The sequence below is a fragment of the Pseudomonas sp. TH37 genome (assembly GCF_016650735.1).
In the GTDB taxonomy this organism is placed as follows: Bacteria; Pseudomonadota; Gammaproteobacteria; order Pseudomonadales; family Pseudomonadaceae; genus Aquipseudomonas; species Aquipseudomonas farris.
Genome location: NZ_JAEKFD010000004.1, coordinates 459322 through 480389 on the forward strand (window position 1 = coordinate 459322; position 21068 = coordinate 480389).

The window sequence follows — 21068 nt, forward strand, 5'->3', positions numbered from 1 at the left end:
GCGTCACAGTTCCCCAGACAAAGGTATAGACCAAGCCAGGATCTTCATCGACTGAACTGACGCCTTCGCGGGCAAGCCACGCTCCCACAGTATCCGTGGCGCTCATAGATTTTGTGTACGCCACGGACACTGTGGGAGCGGGCTTGCCCGCGAAGAGGCCCGATTTGCCAACACATCTCTGACAGAACACAACGAATCCCCTCACCCCAAGGCTGGCCCCATTCCTACATGTCAGCTAGCATCGCACTTTTGCCAGGACTGCCGACCATGAAGATCGTCTCCTTCAACATCAACGGGCTGCGCGCTCGCCCGCATCAGCTGGCGGCGCTGATTGAGAAACATCAACCAGATGTGATCGGATTGCAGGAAACCAAGGTCCACGACGACCAGTTTCCCCTGGCCGAGGTTCAGGCACTGGGTTATCACGTGCATTTCCATGGGCAAAAAGGCCACTACGGCGTAGCCCTGCTCTCGCGCCAGGAACCGATTGCCTTGTACAAAGGTTTCACCACTGACGAAGAAGACGCTCAGCGACGCTTCATCTGGGGCACTTTCGCCGACACCAATGGCGTGCCGGTAACCATCATGAACGGCTATTTCCCACAGGGCGAAAGTCGCGATCACCCTACCAAGTTCCCAGCCAAGGAACGTTTCTACAGCGATTTGCAGCAGTTGCTGGAAAGCCAGTTCAGCAACGAGCAGCCGATTGTGGTGATGGGCGATGTGAATATTTCCCCGGAAGACTGCGACATCGGAATCGGCCCGGACAACATGAAACGCTGGCTGAAAACCGGCAAATGCAGCTTCCTGCCCGAAGAACGCGAATGGATGGCCCGCCTGAAGAATTGGGGCCTGGTGGACAGTTTCCGTCACTTGAACCCGGACGTTGCCGACCGTTTCAGTTGGTTCGACTACCGCAGCCGTGGTTTTGAGGATGAGCCCAAGCGCGGGCTGCGGATTGACCTGATCATGGCGTCCCATGGGTTGTTGCCGCGAGTGAAGGATGCCGGCGTGGATTACGATCTGCGCGGGATGGAAAAGCCTTCCGATCATGCGCCGATCTGGCTTGAGTTGAGCTAAAAGCAAAAGATCGCAGCCTTCGGCAGCTCCTACAGGATGTACGCCGACCCAGTGTAGGAGCTGCCGAAGGCTGCGATCTTTTGATCTGTCATCGTTCAGAAACCTTACTGACTTATTCTCCCGGCACTTTCCCAGGCTTATAAGGTGCCGGCATGACGCTGCGCGTGTTGTTTCTGTCGATGCTCGCCGCCCTGCTGCCGTTAACGGTATCGGCCGGCGACTTGCCGACGCCCGAACGTGGTCCGGTGCTGCGCATCCAGGGCTCCAACACTATTGGCGCGGCATTAGGCCCGGCGCTGGTCGAGGGGTTGATGCGTGAACAGGGCCTGCTCAAGGTTCATCGCGAAGCCCCGGACAAAGCCAACGAACAACGCATCGTCGGCGAAACCGTTCAGGGACGCCGAGTCGAAGTGGAAGTCGCGGCCCACGGCTCCAGCACAGGATTCAAAGCCCTGAAAAACGCCGCTGCCGATCTCGCAGCCTCGTCGCGCCCGATCAAGGACAGCGAACGGGTGGATCTCGAACCACTAGGCGACCTGAAAAGCCCGATTGCCGAGCAAGTCATCGCCATCGACGGGCTGGCAATCATCCTTCATCCGCACAATCCGCTGAAGCAACTCAACACCGTACAGCTGGCGCGAATCTTCAGCGGCGAAGCGAAAACCTGGGAAGAACTCGGCGGCACCGGCGGGACGATTCATCTCTATGCGCGGGATGATCAATCGGGTACCTATGACACGTTCAAGGAATTGGTCCTCAGCCCGCGTGGGAAAACCCTGAGCGGCAACGCGAAACGCTTCGAATCCAGCGAGCAATTGTCCGACGCGGTCAGTCTGGACCCGCAAGGTATCGGCTTCATCGGGTTGCCTTATGTGCGCCAGGCCAAAGCCGTGGCCATTGTCGATGGCGACTCCCAGGCCATGCTGCCGCTCAATAGCCTGATCGCGACGGAAGATTACCCGCTATCCCGTCGGCTGTTTTTTTACCTACCGCCGACCGGGAAAAATCCCTGGGCCAAGGCCTTGGTGAAGTTTGCCCAAAGCAGCAAAGGCCAGGCGATCGTCGCAACCAATGGCTTTATCGCACAGACTGTTCAGGCCATGGCGGTCACGCCGAATGCGTTGATGCCCGAGGGTTATCAGGCGCTCAGCCGTCATGCCCAGCGGCTGACGGTGAATTTCCGTTTCGAAGAAGGCAGCGCGACGCTGGACAACAAGGCCCGACAGGATCTGTCGCGGGTGCTCGACTATATAAAGCAGCACGACAAAACCAATCGGCAAGTGACGCTGGTAGGGTTTGGCGACGCCAAGAGCGACCCGGCGCGGGCCGACCTGCTGTCGAAACTGCGGGCCATGGCGGTGCGGCGAGAGCTGGTGAAAAGCGGTGTGGTGTTTCGCGAGATTCGCGGTTTCGGCGCCGAGATGCCGGTGGCGACCAACAGCGGGGATGAGGGGCGGATCAAGAATCGGCGGGTTGAGGTTTGGGTGTATTGAATCTGATGTTGATGGGTTGAATGGGCCGACGCCATCGCGGGCAAGCCCGCTCCCACAGTTGCAGTGGTGTTCACAGATTTTGTGTACGACACGGACACTGTGGGAGCGGGCTTGCCCGCGATGAACGATGACGCGGTGCCTGTCAGTGCCCGCTGCGCGAAACCAGACAACCCGGTACATCTGAAACAACCGGGTTGCCGTATTTCAGGGCCGCTTCGCGCCCCAGCGGGAGCAAGCTCCCTCGCCACAAAAGCCCACCAGTCTTACTGCCCGCTACGCATCATCTCTTTCGGCACGTACTTGCCGATCTCGAACTTGCCGATCGCCGCGCGGTGCACTTCGTCCGGGCCGTCGGCCAGGCGCAGGGTGCGTTGCATGGCGTACATGTAGGCCAGCGGGAAATCGTTGGAAACCCCTGCCCCGCCATGGATCTGGATCGCCCGGTCGATCACCCGCAATGCCACGTTCGGGGCCACGACTTTGATCTGCGCGATTTCGCTCTTCGCCACCTTATTGCCAACGGTGTCCATCATGTACGCCGCTTTCAACGTTAGCAGGCGCGCCATGTCGATCTCCATCCGTGAGTCGGCGATTTTGTCGATGTTACCGCCCAGACGCGCCAAAGGTTTGCCGAACGCAGTGCGGTTGACCGCACGTTTGCACATCAGCTCCAACGCACGCTCGGCCATGCCGATCGAACGCATGCAGTGGTGAATCCGGCCTGGGCCGAGGCGACCTTGAGCAATTTCAAAGCCGCGTCCTTCACCCAACAAGACGTTTTCGTACGGCACCCGGACGTTTTCGAACAGTACTTCGGCGTGACCGTGAGGCGCGTCGTCATAACCGAACACTGGCAGCGGACGCACAATCTTCACGCCTGGGGTATCCACCGGCACCAGAATCATTGAGTGCTGCGCATGGCGCGGAGCATCCGGGTTGCTCAGGCCCATGAAGATCAAAATCTTGCAGCGTGGATCGCAGGCCCCTGAGGTCCACCATTTCTTGCCGTTGATCACCCATTCGTCGCCATCACGCACAGCGCGGGCGGCCATGTTGGTGGCGTCGGACGAGGCCACGTCCGGCTCGGTCATGGCGAACGCCGAGCGGATCTCGCCGCGCAACAGCGGTTCGAGCCAGCGTTGCTTCTGTTCTTCATTGGCGTAACGCACCAGCACTTCCATGTTGCCGGTGTCTGGCGCGGAGCAGTTGAACGGCTCAGGGCCCAGCAGCGAGCGGCCCATGATTTCCGCCAATGGCGCATATTCGAGGTTGGTCAGGCCGGCACCGAGTTCGGATTCAGGCAGAAACAAATTCCACAGGCCTTCAGCTTTGGCCTTGAGTTTGAGTTCTTCCATGATCGCCGTCGGCTGCCAGCGATCGCCCTCGGCGACCTGGCGTTCGAACACCGCCTCAGCGGGATAAACGTAGGTGTCCATGAACGCGGTTACGCGCTCACGCAGTTCTTGCACTTTGGGCGAATAAGCGAAATCCATGGGCAGCTACCTTCTTACTTAAGGGAGGTTGTTCAGGGCATGCATTCGATGCTAGAACAGCGCTGATAATTTACCTAGCCTATTCTCGGCGTGTATTAACATTCATCACCGATATATGATCGACTGATAGAGCCACCTTCCTAAAACAAGAAGCAGAGAGCGCAGCGCAATGAATCTGAGCAAGGTCGACCTCAACCTTTTCATCGTCTTCGACGCGATCTACACCGAAGCCAACCTGACTCGCGCCGGGCAAATTGTCGGCATTACTCAACCGGCAGTCTCGAACGCTCTGGCCCGCCTGCGCGAGACCTTCAACGATCCGCTTTTCGTGCGCACCGCCCAAGGCATGGTGCCCACGCCAATGGCGCAGAACATCATCGGCCCCGTACGCAACGCCCTCTCCTTGCTGCGTGTGTCGGTGCAGGAAAGCCGCATCTTCAACCCGTTGCAGGCGGTCAAGACCTACCGGATCAGCATGACCGACCTCACCGAAGCGGTGATCCTGCCGCCGCTGTTCCAGCGCCTGCGACGCTTGGCGCCGACGGTGATCATCGAAAGCTTCCTGTCCAAACGTCGTGAGACCACCAAGGAATTGGCCGCCGGTCGTCTCGATTTCGCGGTGGATGCGCCGCTCAACACTGACCCGCAGGTGCGTCACGTCAAGTTGATGGAGGACCGTTACGTGTGCGCCATGCGCAAGGGCCATCCGTTGGCGGGCAAAGAGAAATTCACCCTCGACGATTATCTGTCCCTGACCCACATCCATATCTCCAGCCGTCGCAGCGGTCTGGGTTATGTCGACCTGGCCCTGGGCAAAATGGGCATCCAGCGCAAAATCGCCCTGCGCTCCCAGCATTACCTGATGGCGTCCCAGGTGTTGCAGCAGACCGACATGGTCATGACCGTGCCGGAACGCTTCGCCCGTCGCCATGACTTGTACTCGGTGAACCTGCCGGTCAAAGAAGTTCCGCCGGTGGAAACTCACCTCTACTGGCACGAAAGCACTGACCAGGACCCGGCCAACCGGTGGATGCGCGAGCAGATGATCGAGTTGTGCCAACAGGTCACGGCGCATGAGAAGAAGTTCGATAAGGTGTAGGGCTTTTGACCGCGTCATCGTTCTTCGCGGGCAAGCCCGCTCCCACATTTGATCGCATTCCCCTGAGAGAACGCGGTCACCTGTGGGAGCGGGCTTGCTCGCGAAGAGGCCGGTGATACCAACGAAGATCCATGCCCCTTGACGTAAACGTCAACCTGCCATTAGCTTAGCGCCATGACCTTTTTCGAGCGCTTCCATGAGCAGCCAGACCTATAGCATTTCCGACCTCGCCCGCGAGCTCGACATCACCACCCGGGCCATTCGCTTCTATGAAGAGCAAGGCCTGCTCAGCCCCGAGCGTCGTGGCCAGGAACGCATTTATTCGCCCCGTGACAAGGTCAGCCTGAAGCTGATCCTGCGGGGCAAGCGCATTGGTTTTTCCCTGGCCGAATGCCGCGAGCTGATCGAGCTCTATGACCCCTCCAGCGGTAACACCAAGCAACTGCACAGCATGCTGGCGAAAATCGCCGAACGTCGGGAACAACTCGAACAGCAATTGCTGGACATCGAACAGATGAAACTGGAACTCGACACGGCCGAAGAGCGCTGTACCCAGGCGCTGGAGCAAACGATCAAGAGCCAGCAAGCGGTTTAACAATCCCATTGTGGGAGCGGGCTTGTGTGGCGAGGGGGCTTGCCCCCGTCCGAGTGCGCAGCGCTCGCAGATCCTGGGTCCGCTACGCGGCCCAACGGGGGCGAGCCCCCTCGCCACACAAGCCCGCTCCCACAGGGTTCTCTGAACATTCAGACAATCAGCACAGGTCGATTCCCATGTCCCTACCCACCCACGTACGCCTGGTCGAAGTCGGCCCTCGCGACGGTCTGCAAAACGAAGCCCAGCCCATCAGCGTTGCGGACAAGGTGCAACTGGTCGACGCGCTGACAGCCGCAGGTCTGGGTTATATAGAAGTCGGCAGTTTCGTCTCGCCCAAATGGGTGCCGCAAATGGCCGGTTCCGCCGAGGTCTTCGCGCAAATCCAGCGCAAGCCGGGCGTGACCTATGGCGCCCTCGCCCCCAACCTGCGGGGCTTTGAAGATGCCATCGCCGCCGGGGTCAAGGAAGTCGCCGTATTCGCTGCAGCATCCGAAGCGTTTTCCCAGCGCAACATCAATTGCTCGATCAGCGAGAGCCTGGAGCGCTTCGTGCCGATCATGGACGCCGCCAAACAACACGGCGTCAGTGTGCGCGGTTACGTGTCCTGCGTGCTGGGCTGCCCTTACGAAGGTGACATCGCACCGGAACAAGTCGCCCGGGTTGCTCGCGAGCTCTATGCGATGGGCTGCTACGAGGTTTCGCTGGGAGACACCATCGGCACCGGCACCGCTGGCGCGACCCGCAAGATGTTCGAAGTGGTTTCGGCTGACGTACCACGTGAAAAACTGGCCGGACACTTTCACGATACCTATGGCCAAGCCATGGCCAACATCTACGCCAGCCTGCTGGAAGGCATCGCGGTGTTCGACAGCTCCATCGCCGGCCTCGGCGGCTGCCCGTATGCCAAAGGCGCCAGCGGTAATGTCGCGACCGAAGACGTGGTTTACCTGCTCAACGGCCTGGGTATCGAGACCGGAATCGACCTGGACGCCTTGATTCGGGCCGGCCAACAGATTTGCGCGGTGCTGGGGCGCCCTACCGGTTCGCGCGTGGCCAAGGCTCGCAGCGCACAGTGACAGTGTGAATGTGTCCGGGTGTTACCGCGTGTTCTGAAACGTGGGCGGAAACGAGTAACACGGAAACAAATTGTCGGGTTTGGGTTGGATGAAAAATCCTACGAAAAACTCAAAGTATTGATTTTAAAGGGTTTTTAAAAGTTGGCACGGCTTCTGCTATCTCTATGGCATAACAAGAATAAAAACTGCAAACCAATAAAAATAAGACGTAACGACTCTGACATAACAAGAACAACACGGCAGAGACGCAGCTAACAGATTTTTTTGGAGAGGATGTGCTTTTCAGGGTGCTTTTCGAAGTAACCCGCAACCGGGCAGAGAACAATAAAACTACCTTCAGGTAGCTCCCGAACTGGTTGGATCGCTTAGCGAAAAAGTAGATCAGCGCTCAAAAAAATACGTTTGCTCTTGATCCCGGATGGGGATCGACAAAAACAGCGGTAAAGGGCCACGGTTACCAAAAACAACAACAGACCGCCCCTCAATAATAAAAAAAGAGCACGTACGACAAAATTAAAGGGGAGCTTCGGCTCCCCTTTGTGCTTTCTTGCCTTTCGGTTTTTCTCGATCCAAATGTGGGAGCAACTGTCTTGATGACCTTTATTTTGAAGGCATATTGATAGACAGCTGAACTCCCACAGCTTTAGGCCATGCGATGCCCTACAGGAACACCGCGACCCGTTTAGGCCAAGGGTTCTTTCCACTCAGTTCGGTCTCGGATCATGGCGTTCAGCCGTATCAACAACACGCGCATACAGGCGATGAGCGCTACTTTTGCGCATTTGCCCTTATGACGCAGTGCGTCATACCGCGCTTTGAACTCAGGCTGTCGCTGAATCACCACCCAGCACGCCATGTACATCGCCCGACGCGCAGCAAACCTGCCACCGCCAATGTGGCGGGGGCCTTCATGTTTGCCGCTGTCGTCGTTGTAGGGGGCTATGCCTGCCAGCGCTGCGATCTCGTGCCGTCCAACCTCGCCCAGCTCAGGTAAATAGGCCATCAAGCTGGCTGCCGTCACGAGCCCTATACCCTTGACCGAACACAAACGGGCCGTTTTATCACTGTCCAGGTCTTTAGCAGTTTGACGGATCAACCTTTCTATCGACTTTATTGCTTGGCATAAATAGTCGATATGACTTCGCAGACAGGGTTTTACCGTGTCAGCAGAGGCTGTTTTGAGGCGCCGTAAATCGTCGCCATGTTGCTGAACAAAGTTTTCACGTTGCTGTACCAGCGCACGTAAATTGTCCTGTTCAGGGCTGGTGATTCGGTTGCTTGGCGACTTTATGACTTCGGCAAACTGCGCGAGCAGCCGCGCATCTATCGGGTCGGTTTTAGCGCGCTGCCCCATGGCCTTGGCAAAGTCTCTGGCTCGGCGAGGGTTGATCCGCAAGACTTCGAAGCCGGCAGCCTGAAGCGCTTTCATGACCTCTCGCTCATAGCCGCCGGTGGCTTCCAGCAATACGCGGCTGACCTGGTAGCGCTTTAACCAATCAATCAGCCCAAGGAAGTCACTGGCGGTATTGAGGTAACTGGCGCCAATGTCTTGCGGGTTAATCCAAATTTCAAGGGTATCTTTGGAAACATCGATGCCTGCGCAGGAAAACATAGCCGAACCCTCTTACACTCAAAGGTGAGAGCGCTCTGGCTGGGCACCACGCTTGTAATGTTCGAGGTCGGCTCGTTCAACTGTTCGGGCTCAATAACCAGAGCGGAGAGGTGAATGGCAGCATGGGCTCCCACACGTGCTTTAAGCACTCCGGGCATTCAGCTTGCCACTCACCGCTCTCACCCTCAGTCTAATTCCTGCCCAAGACACAAGCGGGCTTGCTCGCAAATGCGGTGTGTCAGTCAATACTAATGGTGACTGATCCCCCGCATTTGCGAGCAAGCCCGCTCCCACACTGGTTATGCGTCAGGCGTTTTTACTGCGCAGCTCCTCAATGCTGATCTCTCGCATCCGAAACTTCTGGATCTTGCCGGTCACCGTCATCGGAAACTCCTCGACGAACTTGAAGTAACGCGGCGTCTTGAAGTGTGCAATGCGCTCCTTGCACCAGGTTTGCAGTTCCTGCTCGGTGGCGCTGTGGCCGGGGTGGAATTTGATCCAGGCGACGATCTCTTCGCCGTAGCGGGAGCAAGGAATGCCGATCACCTGCACGTCGGCGACCGCCGGATGGGTGAAGAAGAACTCTTCCAGCTCCCTTGGGTAAACATTCTCACCGCCGCGGATGATCATGTCTTTGTTACGCCCGGCGATGCACACGTAGCCTTCGTCGTTCATGCTCGCCAGATCGCCGGTGTGCATCCAGCCCGCCTCATCGATAGCCTCGGCGGTGCCTTGCGGGTTATTCCAGTAGCCGAGCATCACGCTGTAGCCCCGAGTACACAACTCACCGATGGTGCCGCGCGGTACCAGGTTGCCCGCCTCGTCGATAATTTTGCTTTCCAGTTGCGGCTGGGTTCGGCCAACGGTGGTGACACGCAATTCCAGCTCGTCTGACGGACCGGTCTGCAAAGACACGGGGCTGGTTTCCGTCATGCCGTAGGCAATTTGCACTTCGCTCATGTGCATTTCGCTGATAACCCGGCGCATTACCTCGATCGGACAGGTCGCCCCGGCCATGATCCCGGTGCGCAGGCTCGACAAATCAAACTCGGCGCGCTTGGGTTGATCGAGCATGGCGATGAACATGGTCGGCACACCGTAAAGCGCGGTGGCTTTTTCTTCGGCGACGGTGCTCAGCGTCAGCAATGGATCGAAGGCGTCGTTGGGGTAAATCATGGTGCTGCCGTGGGTGACGCAGCCAAGATTGCCCATGACCATGCCGAAGCAGTGATACAGCGGCACCGGAATCACCAGCCGATCATTGGCCGTCAGCCCGAGGCTTTCGCCGACCATGTAACCGTTGTTGAGAATGTTGTAGTGGCTGAGGGTCGCGCCCTTGGGGAATCCGGTGGTGCCGGAGGTGTACTGGATGTTTACCGCTTGATCGAAATGCAGACTGTCCTGACGTTCGCGCAATTGCTCGACCGACACGCTGGCCGCCAGATCGGTCAACTGCGACCACGGCAGGAAACCCGATGGCGGCTGCTCATCCAGGCTGATCACCCCGCGCAGTTCCGGCAGGCGTTCGCTCTGCAACTGGCCGATGGATTGCTCCGCCAATTCCGGTACCAGCCCTTGCAGCATGCCGTGATAGTCGGAGGTCTTGAAAGCCCCGGCACAGACCAACCATTGGCAACCGGACTGCTTCAACACGTATTCGAGTTCGGAACTGCGGTAAGCCGGATTGATGTTGACCAGGATCACGCCGATTTTCGCGCTGGCGAACTGGCTGATGCACCACTGGGCACAATTCGGCGCCCAGATGCCGAGCCGGTCACCAGCCTGCAAGCCCAGCGCCAACAACGCTCTGGCGTGCAGATCGACGGTTTCTGACAACTGCTGCCAGCTGTAGCGCAACTGCTGATGGCGCACGACCAGCGCCTCCCCGTTCGGGTATTGCGCGACCGTGTTATCAAACGCCTGACCGATGGTCATCGCCAGCAAGGCTTTGTCCTGGGAACCACGGGTATAGCTGCGCTGCGGGTTTGCACTGGGTTGATCCATGACGACCCCTATTGTCTTTATTAGTGGGTTTGACCGGCGACCTGTGGGAGCGGGCTTGTGTGGCGAGGGGGCTTGCCCCCGTTGGGCCGCGCAGCGGACTCAAGATCTGCGAGCGCTGCGCACTCGAACGGGGGCAAGCCCCCTCGCCACACAAGCTCCCTCGCCACAGAGTGCGACGCTGGTCTTTCAGAACTGGCTCTACTCTCGCCCAAGTTGACGTTAACGTAAAGGGTGATTGACAGCTATTCATCACAGGCTTACGTTAACGTAAAGGTGAGAGCCGAATCACTGCCCTCCCCACCCTACAAAAAAGCCAAAAGGTGCCCCATGAGCTACCCATCCCTGAACTTTGCCCTCGGTGAAACCATCGACATGCTGCGCGATCAGGTTCAGTCCTTCGTCGCCAAAGAGATCGCCCCGCGCGCTGCTCAGATCGACATCGACAACCTGTTCCCCGCCGACCTGTGGCGCAAATTCGGCGACATGGGCCTGCTGGGTATCACCGTGCCGGAAGAGTACGGCGGCGCGGGCCTGGGCTATCTGGCGCACGTCGTCGCCATGGAAGAAATCAGCCGTGGTTCGGCCTCGGTCGCCCTGTCCTACGGCGCCCACTCCAACCTGTGCGTCAACCAGATCAACCGCAACGGCACTCACGAACAGAAAAGCAAATACCTGCCGAAACTGATCAGCGGCGAGCACATCGGTGCCCTGGCCATGAGCGAACCGAATGCCGGCTCCGACGTGGTCTCGATGAAACTGCGCGCCGACAAACGTGGCGACCACTACGTGCTCAACGGCAGCAAAACCTGGATCACCAACGGCCCCGACGCCAATACTTACGTGATCTACGCCAAGACCGACCTGGAAAAAGGCCCGCACGGTATTACCGCGTTCATCGTCGAGCGCGACTGGAAAGGCTTCAGCCGCAGCAGCAAGTTCGACAAGCTCGGCATGCGCGGTTCGAACACCTGCGAGCTGTTTTTCGATGACGTTGAAGTGCCGGAAGAAAACATCCTCGGCGTGCTCAATGGCGGTGTGAAAGTGCTGATGAGCGGCCTCGACTACGAGCGTGTGGTGCTCTCGGGCGGCCCGACCGGGATCATGCAGGCCTGCATGGACCTGATCGTTCCGTACATCCATGACCGCAAACAGTTCGGCCAGAGCATCGGCGAATTCCAGCTGATCCAGGGCAAAGTCGCCGACATGTACACCCAACTCAATGCCAGCCGTGCCTATCTTTATGCGGTGGCCCAGGCGTGCGAGCGCGGCGAAACCGCGCGCAAGGACGCCGCCGGAGTCATCCTCTACAGCGCCGAATGCGCGACCCGAATGGCCCTCGACGCGATCCAGATTCTCGGCGGCAACGGCTACATCAACGAATTTCCGGCCGGTCGCCTGCTGCGTGACGCCAAGCTGTACGAAATCGGCGCTGGCACCAGTGAGATCCGTCGCATGCTCATCGGTCGCGAACTGTTCAACGAAACCCGCTAAACGGAGCTGCACATGGCTATTCTGCATACCCAGCTCAACCCCCGTTCGGCGGAGTTCACGGCCAACAGCGCGGCGATGCTCAAACAGGTCGACGCCCTGCACACCCTGCTCGCGCAAGTGCAGCAAGGTGGCGGCCCGAAGGCTCAAGAACGCCACACCTCGCGAGGCAAATTGCTGCCGCGTGAACGGATCAATCGTCTGCTCGATCCGGGTTCGCCATTTCTGGAAATAAGCCAACTGGCGGCCTACGCGGTGTATGGCGAAGACGTTCCCGCCGCTGGGGTGATTGCCGGTATCGGTCGGGTGGAAGGCGTCGAATGCATGATCGTCGCCAACGATGCCACCGTGAAAGGCGGCTCGTATTACCCGCTGACCGTGAAAAAACACCTGCGCGCACAAACCATCGCCCAGCAAAATCGCCTGCCCTGCATCTATTTGGTGGACTCCGGCGGCGCCAACTTGCCGCGTCAGGATGAAGTGTTTCCGGACCGCGAACACTTCGGGCGGATCTTCTTCAACCAGGCCAACATGAGCGCCATGGGCATTCCGCAGATTGCAGTGGTCATGGGCTCGTGCACCGCCGGTGGCGCTTATGTACCAGCGATGGCCGATGAAGCAATCATGGTCCGTCAGCAGGCAACGATCTTCCTCGCCGGCCCACCGCTGGTGAAAGCCGCGACGGGTGAAGTGGTCAGCGCCGAAGACCTCGGCGGGGCCGATGTGCACTGCAAGATTTCCGGTGTCGCCGACCACTATGCCGAGAGCGATGAACACGCCCTCGCATTAGCCCGGCGCAGCGTCGCCAACCTCAATTGGCGCAAGCTCGGTGAACTGCAACAACGCACGCCGATCGCGCCGCTGTACAGCAGCGACGAGTTGTACGGCGTGGTGTCGGCGGATGCCAAGCAACCATTCGACGTGCGTGAAGTGATTGCGCGCCTGGTCGACGGCTCTGTGTTCGATGAATTCAAGGCGTTGTTCGGTACGACATTGGTATGTGGTTTTGCCCACCTGCACGGTTACCCGATCGCGATCCTCGCCAACAACGGCATCCTCTTCGCCGAAGCCGCGCAGAAAGGCGCGCACTTCATCGAACTGGCCTGCCAGCGCGGCATTCCGTTGCTGTTCCTGCAAAACATCACCGGCTTCATGGTCGGCCAGAAATACGAGGCCGGTGGCATCGCCAAGCACGGCGCGAAACTGGTGACCGCCGTGGCCTGTGCCAAGGTGCCGAAATTCACCGTGATCATCGGCGGCAGCTTCGGCGCCGGTAACTACGGCATGTGCGGTCGGGCCTACGATCCACGCTTCCTGTGGATGTGGCCGAACGCACGGATCGGCGTGATGGGGGCCGAACAGGCGGCGGGCGTGCTGGTGCAGGTCAAGCGTGAGCAGGCCGAGCGCAGTGGTCATGGTTTCAGCGCCGAGCAGGAAGCCGAGATCAAGCAACCGATTCTCGATCAGTACGAAGAACAGGGGCATCCCTATTATTCCAGCGCTCGACTGTGGGACGACGGTGTCATCGACCCGGCGCAAACCCGCGACGTGTTGGCCCTGGCCTTGTCGGCGTCGCTGAACGCGCCTATCGAACCGAGCCGCTTCGGCGTGTTCCGGATGTGATCTGGAGAAAACCATGAGCGACTTCAACACCCTCGAACTGCTGAGCGATCCAAGGGGTTTTGCGACCTTGTGGCTCAGCCGTGAAGAAAAGAACAACGCCTTCAACGCCGAAATGATCCGCGAACTGATCCTCGCGCTGGACAAAGTGTCGAGCGATGCCAGTCTGCGTTTTCTGCTGATCCGTGGGCGCGGCAAGCATTTCAGCGCAGGCGCCGATCTGGCCTGGATGCAGCAATCGGCCGAACTCGATTACCACACCAACCTCGACGACGCCCGGGAACTCGCGGAGTTGATGTACAACCTCGCCAAGCTGAAAATCCCGACCGTGGCGGTGGTGCAAGGCGCGGCCTATGGCGGCGCGCTGGGCCTGATCAGTTGCTGCGACATGGCCATCGGTGCCGACGACGCGCAGTTCTGCCTGTCGGAAGTGCGCATTGGCCTCGCGCCGGCGGTCATCAGCCCGTTCGTGGTGCAAGCCATCGGCGAACGCGCGGCACGGCGCTATGCCTTGACCGCCGAACGTTTCGGCGGGCAGCGGGCTCGGGAAATCGGCTTGTTGTCGGAAAGCTACCCGATGGCTGAACTGGAACAGAAAGTCGATCAGTGGATCGACAACCTGCTGCTCAACAGTCCGGCGGCCATGCGCGCCAGCAAGGATTTACTGCGTGAAGTCGGCCATGGCGCGCTGACCCCGGCGCTACGACGCTACACCGAGAACGCCATCGCCCGAATCCGCGTCAGTCCCGAAGGCCAGGAAGGCCTGCGCGCCTTCCTGCAAAAACGTCCGCCGAACTGGCAAGCCGAAACCACCCTCAAGGAGCCGCGTTGATGAGCGCACCTGTTCTCACCACTTTGCTGGTAGCCAACCGCGGCGAAATCGCTTGCCGAGTGATGCGCACCGCCAAGGCTCTGGGCCTGACCACCGTGGCCGTGCACAGCGCCACCGACCGTGACGCCCGGCACAGCCGCGAAGCCGATATACGCGTCGACCTGGGCGGCAGCAAAGCCGCCGACAGTTACCTGCAAATCGACAAACTGATCGCTGCCGCGAAAGCCAGCGGCGCTCAGGCAATTCATCCCGGTTATGGCTTTCTCTCGGAAAACGCCGGGTTCGCCCGCGCGATCGAAGCGGCCGGCCTGATCTTTCTCGGCCCGCCCGCCTCGGCCATTGACGCCATGGGCAGCAAGTCCGCGGCCAAAGCCTTGATGGAAACCGCCGGCGTACCACTGGTGCCCGGCTATCACGGCGAAGCCCAAGACCTCGACACCTTCCGCGACGCCTGCGAACGCATCGGTTATCCGGTGCTGCTCAAAGCCACGGCGGGTGGCGGTGGCAAAGGCATGAAAGTGGTCGAGGATGTCAGCCAACTGGCCGAAGCCCTGGCCTCGGCGCAACGTGAAGCGCAGTCGTCGTTCGGCGACTCGCGGATGTTGGTGGAAAAGTACCTGCTCAAGCCACGCCACGTGGAAATCCAGGTGTTCGCCGACCAGCATGGCAACTGTCTGTACCTCAACGAACGTGATTGCTCGATCCAGCGTCGGCATCAGAAAGTCGTCGAAGAAGCCCCGGCTCCGGGTCTGAGCCCGGAACTGCGTCGGGCCATGGGTGAAGCCGCTGTGCGCTCGGCACAGGCCATCGGTTACGTCGGTGCTGGCACCGTGGAATTTTTGCTGGATGCGCGCGGTGAGTTCTTCTTCATGGAGATGAACACGCGCTTGCAAGTTGAACACCCGGTCACCGAAGCCATCACCGGACTCGACCTGGTGGCCTGGCAGATTCGCGTGGCTCGCGGTGAAGCGCTGCCAATGACTCAAGACCAGGTGCCGCTGATCGGCCACGCGATCGAAGTGCGGCTGTATGCCGAAGACCCGAGCAACGATTTTCTACCGGCCACCGGACGTCTGGCGTTGTACCGCGAGTCTGCCGAAGGACCGGGTCGTCGCGTGGACAGTGGCGTCGAAGAAGGCGATGAGATTTCGCCGTTCTACGACCCGATGCTCGGCAAGCTGATTGCCTGGGGCGAAGACCGTGAACAGGCGCGGCTGCGTTTGCTGAGCATGCTTGATGAGTTTGCCATTGGCGGCCTGAAAACCAACATCAACTTCCTGCGCCGGATCATCGGCCATCCGGCGTTTGCCGCGGCCGAACTCGATACCGGGTTCATTCCGCGTTATCAGGAACAACTGCTGCCAGCACCTTCAGACCTCAGCGATGAATTCTGGCAAGCGGCCGCGCAGGCATTTGCCCAGAGCCAGCCGAGCACGACCCGCGCTGATGACCTGAGTTCGCCTTGGGGTATCGGCAACGGATTCCGTGCCGGACTGCCGACAGAAATCACCCTGCATTTGAGTTGCGAAGGGCAAGACCGGGCGCTGACCTTGGGCGATGCCGACGTTCATACCGCACAGCTCAAGGGTGAATACCTGCTGACCGAACACAACGGCTTGCGCCGCCAGCATCGGGCAATCCGCCGTGGCGATATGCTGTATCTGCAATGGGACGGTGAACTGCGCCGCATCGAGGCGTACGACCCGATTAGCGCTGTCGAAGCCAGTCACAGCCATCAGGGCGGACTCACCGCGCCCATGAACGGCAGCATCGTGCGAGTGCTGGTGGAGGCCGGGCAAACGGTCGAAGCCGGGGCGCAATTGGTGGTGCTGGAAGCGATGAAAATGGAGCACAGCATTCGCGCGCCCCACGCCGGAGTGATCAAGGCGTTGTATTGCCAGGAAGGCGAGATGGTCAGCGAAGGCAGTGCGTTGGTGGAGTTGGAACACGCGTGAAATGAAGATCGGTCCTACGCGTTGCGAGGACCGATCTGATTAGAATTTGGCAGTCGCCTGAACCACTACGCCGATGATTCGGCATTCTTCGGTGTAAAGGGCTTTCGGATAGGTCGGATTGAGCGGGACCAGATAACGCTGCCCGCCCTCTTCGATCAATTTGCGAAAAACCGCCTCGGCGCTGCCGGGCCATTGGGCGATCACCAGTTTGCCAGGCTCCGGCACGATGGCCGGGTCCACCAGAATCAACATGTCCGCAGCAATGCTCACACCCGAGGGTGCGGTCATCGCATCGCCAACCACCACCAGCCAGAACGCCGCGCCCTGTGCGTGGTAATCGGACAGCTCGAAGCGCGGCTTGCTGACAGCCGATGAAGCGCCGTAGCTCGATAACTCCCCGTCGCGCACCTCCCCGGTTTCCCGCCAGTCACTGACCGGGTAGCGAAAGTACGGGTTGTACTTTTGCGTCAGAGAGATCTCCTCATCCTGTGAGACCTGCGGTTCCCTGATCACCATCGCGACTTCCAGATAGTCCATTCCCAGCGCCTGCAAGACACGGTTCATCTCTTGGATGCGGGGCTGACGACGTTTATTCAGCCAATGGCCGACGCCGCCCTGGGACATTCCGATGCGCTCGGCGAGTATCTCTTGAGTGACTTTGAGTTCACTCATTTTGGCCTTGACCAATTCAATCCATTTATCCATGTGCGGCACGATACGTGGGGTACTCCGACCAACAAAACACAAATTGTAGTATTTAAATTCAAGACACAAATACAGTACGTACTAAGCTGGGCTCACGGATTTGAATCTATCACGGAGCTTGCCATCGTCATGACCATCCCCAGCATTACCCTGCCTGACACGCAATTCGACACTACGCTCAACTCGCCAAAAGGCTCTGCCGCCGCGCAGCGGGCGCTGGACTATTACTTGAAACCAGCTGTGTCAGAAGAGGTCAGCGAAGAACGTTTCTTCGATGTGAACCGTAACATCAGCAGCGAAGAGGCACTGGTCCATGCTTCGGATCTGTTGCGATGTGCCGCCGCCACCGCGCATGAATCAGCCAACCAGCTGCAGGGCGCAAGCCGGGATCTGGCGTTTTCGACGGTGCACATGATCGACATGGCCAAGGCGATGGTCGACCGGTCCCTGGAGGGCAATCAGAACGATTGACGAGGAAGCGCTTTGGAGGAGGACAGGAAAAATTTTCCAATCGCGCAGATAAAAACATTTGACTTGCAAATGATAATGATTATTATTGCATCAACTGGTCGCGAGATCAGTCGATGGCCCAAGGGACCTTAGGTCGGTCTCCTGGACTATCTCCTCATCAGGCTAATCACGGTTTTTGACCCGGCTTTTTGCCGGGTCTTTTTTTTGCCAGTTATTCTGGCTTTGGCTTCAGGCTAATGAAGTCTGTGGGTGCTGAAAATTCGATTGGCGCGGATGATATCAAATGAATATCTGTTGGCAAGAGAGGCCCGGTAGCATTGGGCCAAACTAACGCAAAATAGCACTTGAGAATCACTTGCACAGTCACTAAGCTGCATCGGCGTCAAGGAGGACGCCCCCCCTTTTCAACCCCGCAATTTCCCCCCGGTTTATCCTTCCCTTGCGTGTAAAGTAGCAGCCATAAAAATCATATTCAGGAACCGATTATGGCCGTGGGTAAATCTTCTTTCGACATCAGCGCAAACTTCGACAGCGGCAACATCGAAGTGCTGGACATCAGCAATCCGCTGCAAGCGCTGCTGGCGATCAAGCCAGACACCCGCAGCCAGCACTTCCAGTGGTTCCACTTCAAGGCCAGCGGTCTGCACGTCGGTCAAGATCATTGGTTTCGTCTGAACAACGCCAGCAAATCCTCGTACAACAAAGCCTGGGATGGCTATCAGGCGGTGGCGTCCTATGACCATGTCAACTGGTTCCGGGTGCCAACCATCTTCGAAGGCGACTGCCTGCGTTTCAGCCTTGAAGCCACTGCCACCCATGCCTGGTTCGCCTACTTCGAACCTTACAGCCGTGGCCGCCATGACTGGCTGATCGAACAGGCCCTGACCAAGGCCGGCACCGAACTGCTGGCCACCGGCAAGAGCGTTGAAGGTCGCGACATCCAGTTGTTGCGCAAGGGTACGGGTGCCGAAGGTCAGCGCAAGGTCTGGATCATCGCCCAGCAACACCCCGGCGAACACATGGCGGAATGGTTCATGGAAGGCGTGATCGAGCGCCTGGAAAAACACGACGACCCAGTGCTGAAAAAACTCCTGGCCAGCGCCGACCTGTACCTGGTGCCAAACATGAACCCGGATGGCGCCTTCCACGGTCATTTGCGCACCAACGCCATGGGTCAGGACCTGAACCGCGCGTGGCAGAACGCCAGCCAGGAAATCAGCCCGGAAGTGCTGTTCGTTCAGCAGCAGATGGAAAAGTATGGCGTCGACCTGTTCCTCGACATCCATGGCGATGAAGAAATCCCCCACGTGTTCACCGCCGGTTGCGAAGGCAACCCGGGCTATACGCCGCGGATCGAAAAACTTGAAGAACATTTCCGCAGTCATCTGAAACATCAGACCAAAGACTTCCAGACCAAACACGGCTATACCCGCGACGAGCCGGGCAAAGCCAACATGACCCTGGCCTGCAACAGCGTCGGTCAGAAGTTCGACTGCCTGTCGCTGACCCTGGAAATGCCCTTCAAAGACCACAACGACGCACCGAACCCGCTGACCGGCTGGTCCGGCAAACGCTCGAAGCAGTTGGGCAAGGATGTGCTGGCGACCATCGCCGACATGGTCGATGCTCTACGTTGATTATTTAAAATCAAAAGATCGCAGCCTTCGGCAGCTCCTACAGATGTTCACAAAAATCCGTAGGAGCTGCCGAAGGCTGCGATCTTTTTACTCAGCCGGGAGCCGCACACAATCCTCCGGCCCCAACAAGCGCCCATCCTCCGCACGCAATTCCAGAGCCCGCACCGGTCGACCATTCTCACGATCGACAACCCGCGAATGCGCCTCCCCCGCCTCATAGAAAAACGCCTCGCCCCACTGCCGTAACCCGATGATCAACGGGAACAGGCCCTTGCCCTTCTCCGTCAGCACGTATTCCTGATATGCGCTGCCGTCCGACGCTGGCACCAGATCGAAAATCCCATGAGCCACCAAGGTGCGCAGGCGTGCCGAGAGAATGTTTTTGGCCATGCCCAGATTGCGCTGGAACTCGCCGAATCGCCGCAGGCCATCGAACGCATCGCGCACGATCAATAACGACCACCAATCACCAATCGCGTCCAGTGAACGGGCGACCGGGCATTCGGCGCCTTCCATGCTTGTACGTTTAACCATGACCGCGTTCCGCCGGCAACAAATGTGGTTGCAATATAAAACCAGACTCCCTACCGTACAACTGGTTTTATTTTGAAACCACACAAGGAAGCCTGTGATGAAACGTGACCACCCGTTAAGCGGCGCAGTGGTGCTGCTATTTGCTGTTGCCTGCGGCCTGGCCGTCGGCAATGTGTATTACGCACAACCGCTGCTCGATGCCATGGCCGAGGCCTTCGCCATGGACCCGGCAACCATCGGCATCGTCGTCACCCTTACCCAGATCGGTTATGGCGTGGGTCTGTTGTTGCTGGTTCCGCTAGGGGATCTGCTCAACCGTCGACGGCTGATTGTTGTGCAAACCCTGCTGTCGGCGCTGGCTTTGTTGATGATCGCGTTTGCCTCGAACAGCATCTGGCTGCTGCTCGGCATGGCGCTGACCGGATTACTGGCGGTCGTGACACAAGTCCTTGTGGCCTACGCCGCGACCCTGGCCATCCCGGCGCAACGTGGACGAGTGGTGGGTGTGATCACCAGCGGCATTGTCGTCGGCATTCTGTTGGCACGAACGGTGGCGGGCGGCATGGCCGATCTGGCCGGTTGGCGTTCGATTTATCTGTTGTCCGCCGGGTTGACCCTGCTGATGGCGCTGCTGTTGTTTCGTGTGCTGCCCAAGCACGAAGATGCGCGACCGGAAAGCGCTTACGCCGCGTTGATCGGCTCGGTCTTCACGCTGTTCAAGGAAGAACCGGTATTGCGTCAACGGGCCATGCTCGCCCTGCTGACCTTCGCCAGCGCCATGGTGCTGTGGACACCCTTGGTATTGCCGCTGAGTGCCCCGCCGCTTTCACTTTCCCACACCGAAATCGGGCTGTTCGGCCTGGCCGGTGCTGCCGGTGCGCTGGCCGCCGCTCGCGCCGGGCATCTGGCCGATCGCGGTCTGGGGCAATGGACCAGTGGACTGTCGTTGCTGCTGATGCTTGTCTCATGGTTACCCATCGCACTCACTCAATCCTCGCTATGGGCGCTGCTGCTCGGGGTGATTACGCTGGATCTGGGTTTGCAAGCCGTTCATGTCACCAGCCAGAGCATGATCTATAGCGTGCGCCCCGAAGCGCAAAGCCGACTCACCGCTGGCTACATGCTGTTCTATTCGATCGGCAGCGCCTTGGGTTCTATCGGTTCGACGGCGATGTACGCCTGGGCGGGATGGATTGGAGTGTGTTGGCTGGGTGCGGGGATCAATGCCGTGGCGCTGATTTATTGGTGGATGACGTTGGCCACGAAGGACCGATCTGTGGAAGCAGCTTCACACTGACGCGTAGGAGCTGCCGCAGGCTGCGATCTTTTGATCTTCGCGGTCTTACGGCGCCAAGATAAAAAGATCGCAGCCTG

General features: G+C 58.9%; 17 protein-coding genes. 12 read left to right on the forward strand and 5 right to left on the reverse strand.

The genetic code is table 11. The features are described 5' to 3' along the window. Window positions 1–267: 267 nt before the first annotated feature. Together xthA and JFU11_RS14175 are read left to right on the forward strand one after the other, a co-directional pair. Complete coding sequence (xthA, locus tag JFU11_RS14170; RefSeq protein ID WP_123721998.1) at window positions 268–1080, forward strand: exodeoxyribonuclease III; 813 nt, start codon at window positions 268–270, stop codon at window positions 1078–1080. Window positions 1081–1232: 152 nt separating this feature from the next. Continuing rightward, window positions 1233–2573 carry a phosphate ABC transporter substrate-binding/OmpA family protein gene (locus tag JFU11_RS14175; RefSeq protein WP_201060940.1) on the forward strand — a complete coding sequence of 447 codons (1341 nt, stop codon included), beginning with the start codon at window positions 1233–1235 and terminating at the stop codon, window positions 2571–2573. A gap of 263 nt (window positions 2574–2836) precedes the next feature. Here the strand turns inward: JFU11_RS14175 and JFU11_RS14180 are convergent, their stop codons facing one another. Next, a complete protein-coding gene (locus JFU11_RS14180; RefSeq protein ID WP_030130892.1) occupies window positions 2837–4066 on the reverse strand; it encodes an acyl-CoA dehydrogenase in 1230 nt (409 codons plus the stop codon). Window positions 4067–4235: 169 nt separating this feature from the next. On the opposite strand from JFU11_RS14180, the gene JFU11_RS14185 reads away from it, so the two are divergent. From JFU11_RS14185 to JFU11_RS14195, 3 genes are all read left to right on the forward strand, one after another. Continuing rightward, the gene (locus tag JFU11_RS14185; RefSeq protein ID WP_123720450.1) at window positions 4236–5165 is read left to right on the forward strand and encodes a LysR family transcriptional regulator; all 930 of its coding nucleotides are present in this window, start codon (window positions 4236–4238) and stop codon (window positions 5163–5165) included. 196 nt (window positions 5166–5361) lie between these two features. Further along, window positions 5362–5760 carry a MerR family DNA-binding transcriptional regulator gene (locus JFU11_RS14190; protein ID WP_052967733.1) on the forward strand — a complete coding sequence of 133 codons (399 nt, stop codon included), beginning with the start codon at window positions 5362–5364 and terminating at the stop codon, window positions 5758–5760. 176 nt (window positions 5761–5936) lie between these two features. Then, complete coding sequence (locus tag JFU11_RS14195; protein WP_201060941.1) at window positions 5937–6836, forward strand: hydroxymethylglutaryl-CoA lyase; 900 nt, start codon at window positions 5937–5939, stop codon at window positions 6834–6836. A gap of 682 nt (window positions 6837–7518) precedes the next feature. On the opposite strand, the gene JFU11_RS14200 is transcribed toward JFU11_RS14195, so the two are convergent. Beyond that, complete coding sequence (locus tag JFU11_RS14200; protein WP_123719003.1) at window positions 7519–8448, reverse strand: transposase; 930 nt, start codon at window positions 8446–8448, stop codon at window positions 7519–7521. A gap of 306 nt (window positions 8449–8754) precedes the next feature. Then, window positions 8755–10452 carry an AMP-binding protein gene (locus tag JFU11_RS14205; protein WP_201060942.1) on the reverse strand — a complete coding sequence of 566 codons (1698 nt, stop codon included), beginning with the start codon at window positions 10450–10452 and terminating at the stop codon, window positions 8755–8757. A 327-nt stretch (window positions 10453–10779) separates the two neighbouring features. Between JFU11_RS14205 and JFU11_RS14210 the strand changes: the two genes are divergently transcribed. Genes JFU11_RS14210 through JFU11_RS14225 form a run of 4 tightly spaced genes read left to right on the forward strand, consistent with a single transcriptional unit; the run spans window position 10780 to window position 16347 of the window. Beyond that, a complete protein-coding gene (locus tag JFU11_RS14210) occupies window positions 10780–11943 on the forward strand; it encodes an isovaleryl-CoA dehydrogenase (RefSeq protein ID WP_008014292.1) in 1164 nt (387 codons plus the stop codon). Window positions 11944–11955: 12 nt separating this feature from the next. Continuing rightward, window positions 11956–13563: a carboxyl transferase domain-containing protein gene (locus JFU11_RS14215; protein ID WP_201060943.1), complete on the forward strand. Its 1608-nt coding sequence runs from the start codon at window positions 11956–11958 to the stop codon at window positions 13561–13563. Window positions 13564–13576: 13 nt separating this feature from the next. Beyond that, window positions 13577–14392: a gamma-carboxygeranoyl-CoA hydratase gene (locus tag JFU11_RS14220; RefSeq protein WP_123720329.1), complete on the forward strand. Its 816-nt coding sequence runs from the start codon at window positions 13577–13579 to the stop codon at window positions 14390–14392. After that, window positions 14392–16347: an acetyl/propionyl/methylcrotonyl-CoA carboxylase subunit alpha gene (locus JFU11_RS14225; protein ID WP_201060944.1), complete on the forward strand. Its 1956-nt coding sequence runs from the start codon at window positions 14392–14394 to the stop codon at window positions 16345–16347. The genes JFU11_RS14220 and JFU11_RS14225 overlap by 1 nt, the downstream gene beginning before the upstream one ends. A 39-nt stretch (window positions 16348–16386) precedes the next feature. Here JFU11_RS14225 and JFU11_RS14230 read toward each other — a convergent pair whose 3' ends face one another. Next, window positions 16387–17052 (reverse strand): S24 family peptidase, encoded by a 666-nt coding sequence (locus tag JFU11_RS14230; protein WP_201060945.1) that lies wholly within the window; start codon window positions 17050–17052, stop codon window positions 16387–16389. Between the two features lie 129 nt (window positions 17053–17181). Here JFU11_RS14230 and JFU11_RS14235 point away from each other — a divergent pair, with 129 nt between their 5' ends. Then, window positions 17182–17523 (forward strand): DUF3077 domain-containing protein, encoded by a 342-nt coding sequence (locus JFU11_RS14235; RefSeq protein WP_123720332.1) that lies wholly within the window; start codon window positions 17182–17184, stop codon window positions 17521–17523. 485 nt (window positions 17524–18008) lie between these two features. Next, window positions 18009–19160 (forward strand): M14-type cytosolic carboxypeptidase, encoded by a 1152-nt coding sequence (locus JFU11_RS14240; RefSeq protein ID WP_123720333.1) that lies wholly within the window; start codon window positions 18009–18011, stop codon window positions 19158–19160. A gap of 87 nt (window positions 19161–19247) precedes the next feature. Here the strand turns inward: JFU11_RS14240 and JFU11_RS14245 are convergent, their stop codons facing one another. Further along, complete coding sequence (locus tag JFU11_RS14245) at window positions 19248–19694, reverse strand: helix-turn-helix domain-containing protein (RefSeq protein ID WP_123720445.1); 447 nt, start codon at window positions 19692–19694, stop codon at window positions 19248–19250. 97 nt (window positions 19695–19791) lie between these two features. Here JFU11_RS14245 and JFU11_RS14250 point away from each other — a divergent pair, with 97 nt between their 5' ends. Continuing rightward, window positions 19792–20991, forward strand: coding sequence for an MFS transporter (locus tag JFU11_RS14250; RefSeq protein WP_201060946.1), 1200 nt, complete (start codon window positions 19792–19794; stop codon window positions 20989–20991). Window positions 20992–21068 lie beyond the last annotated feature (77 nt).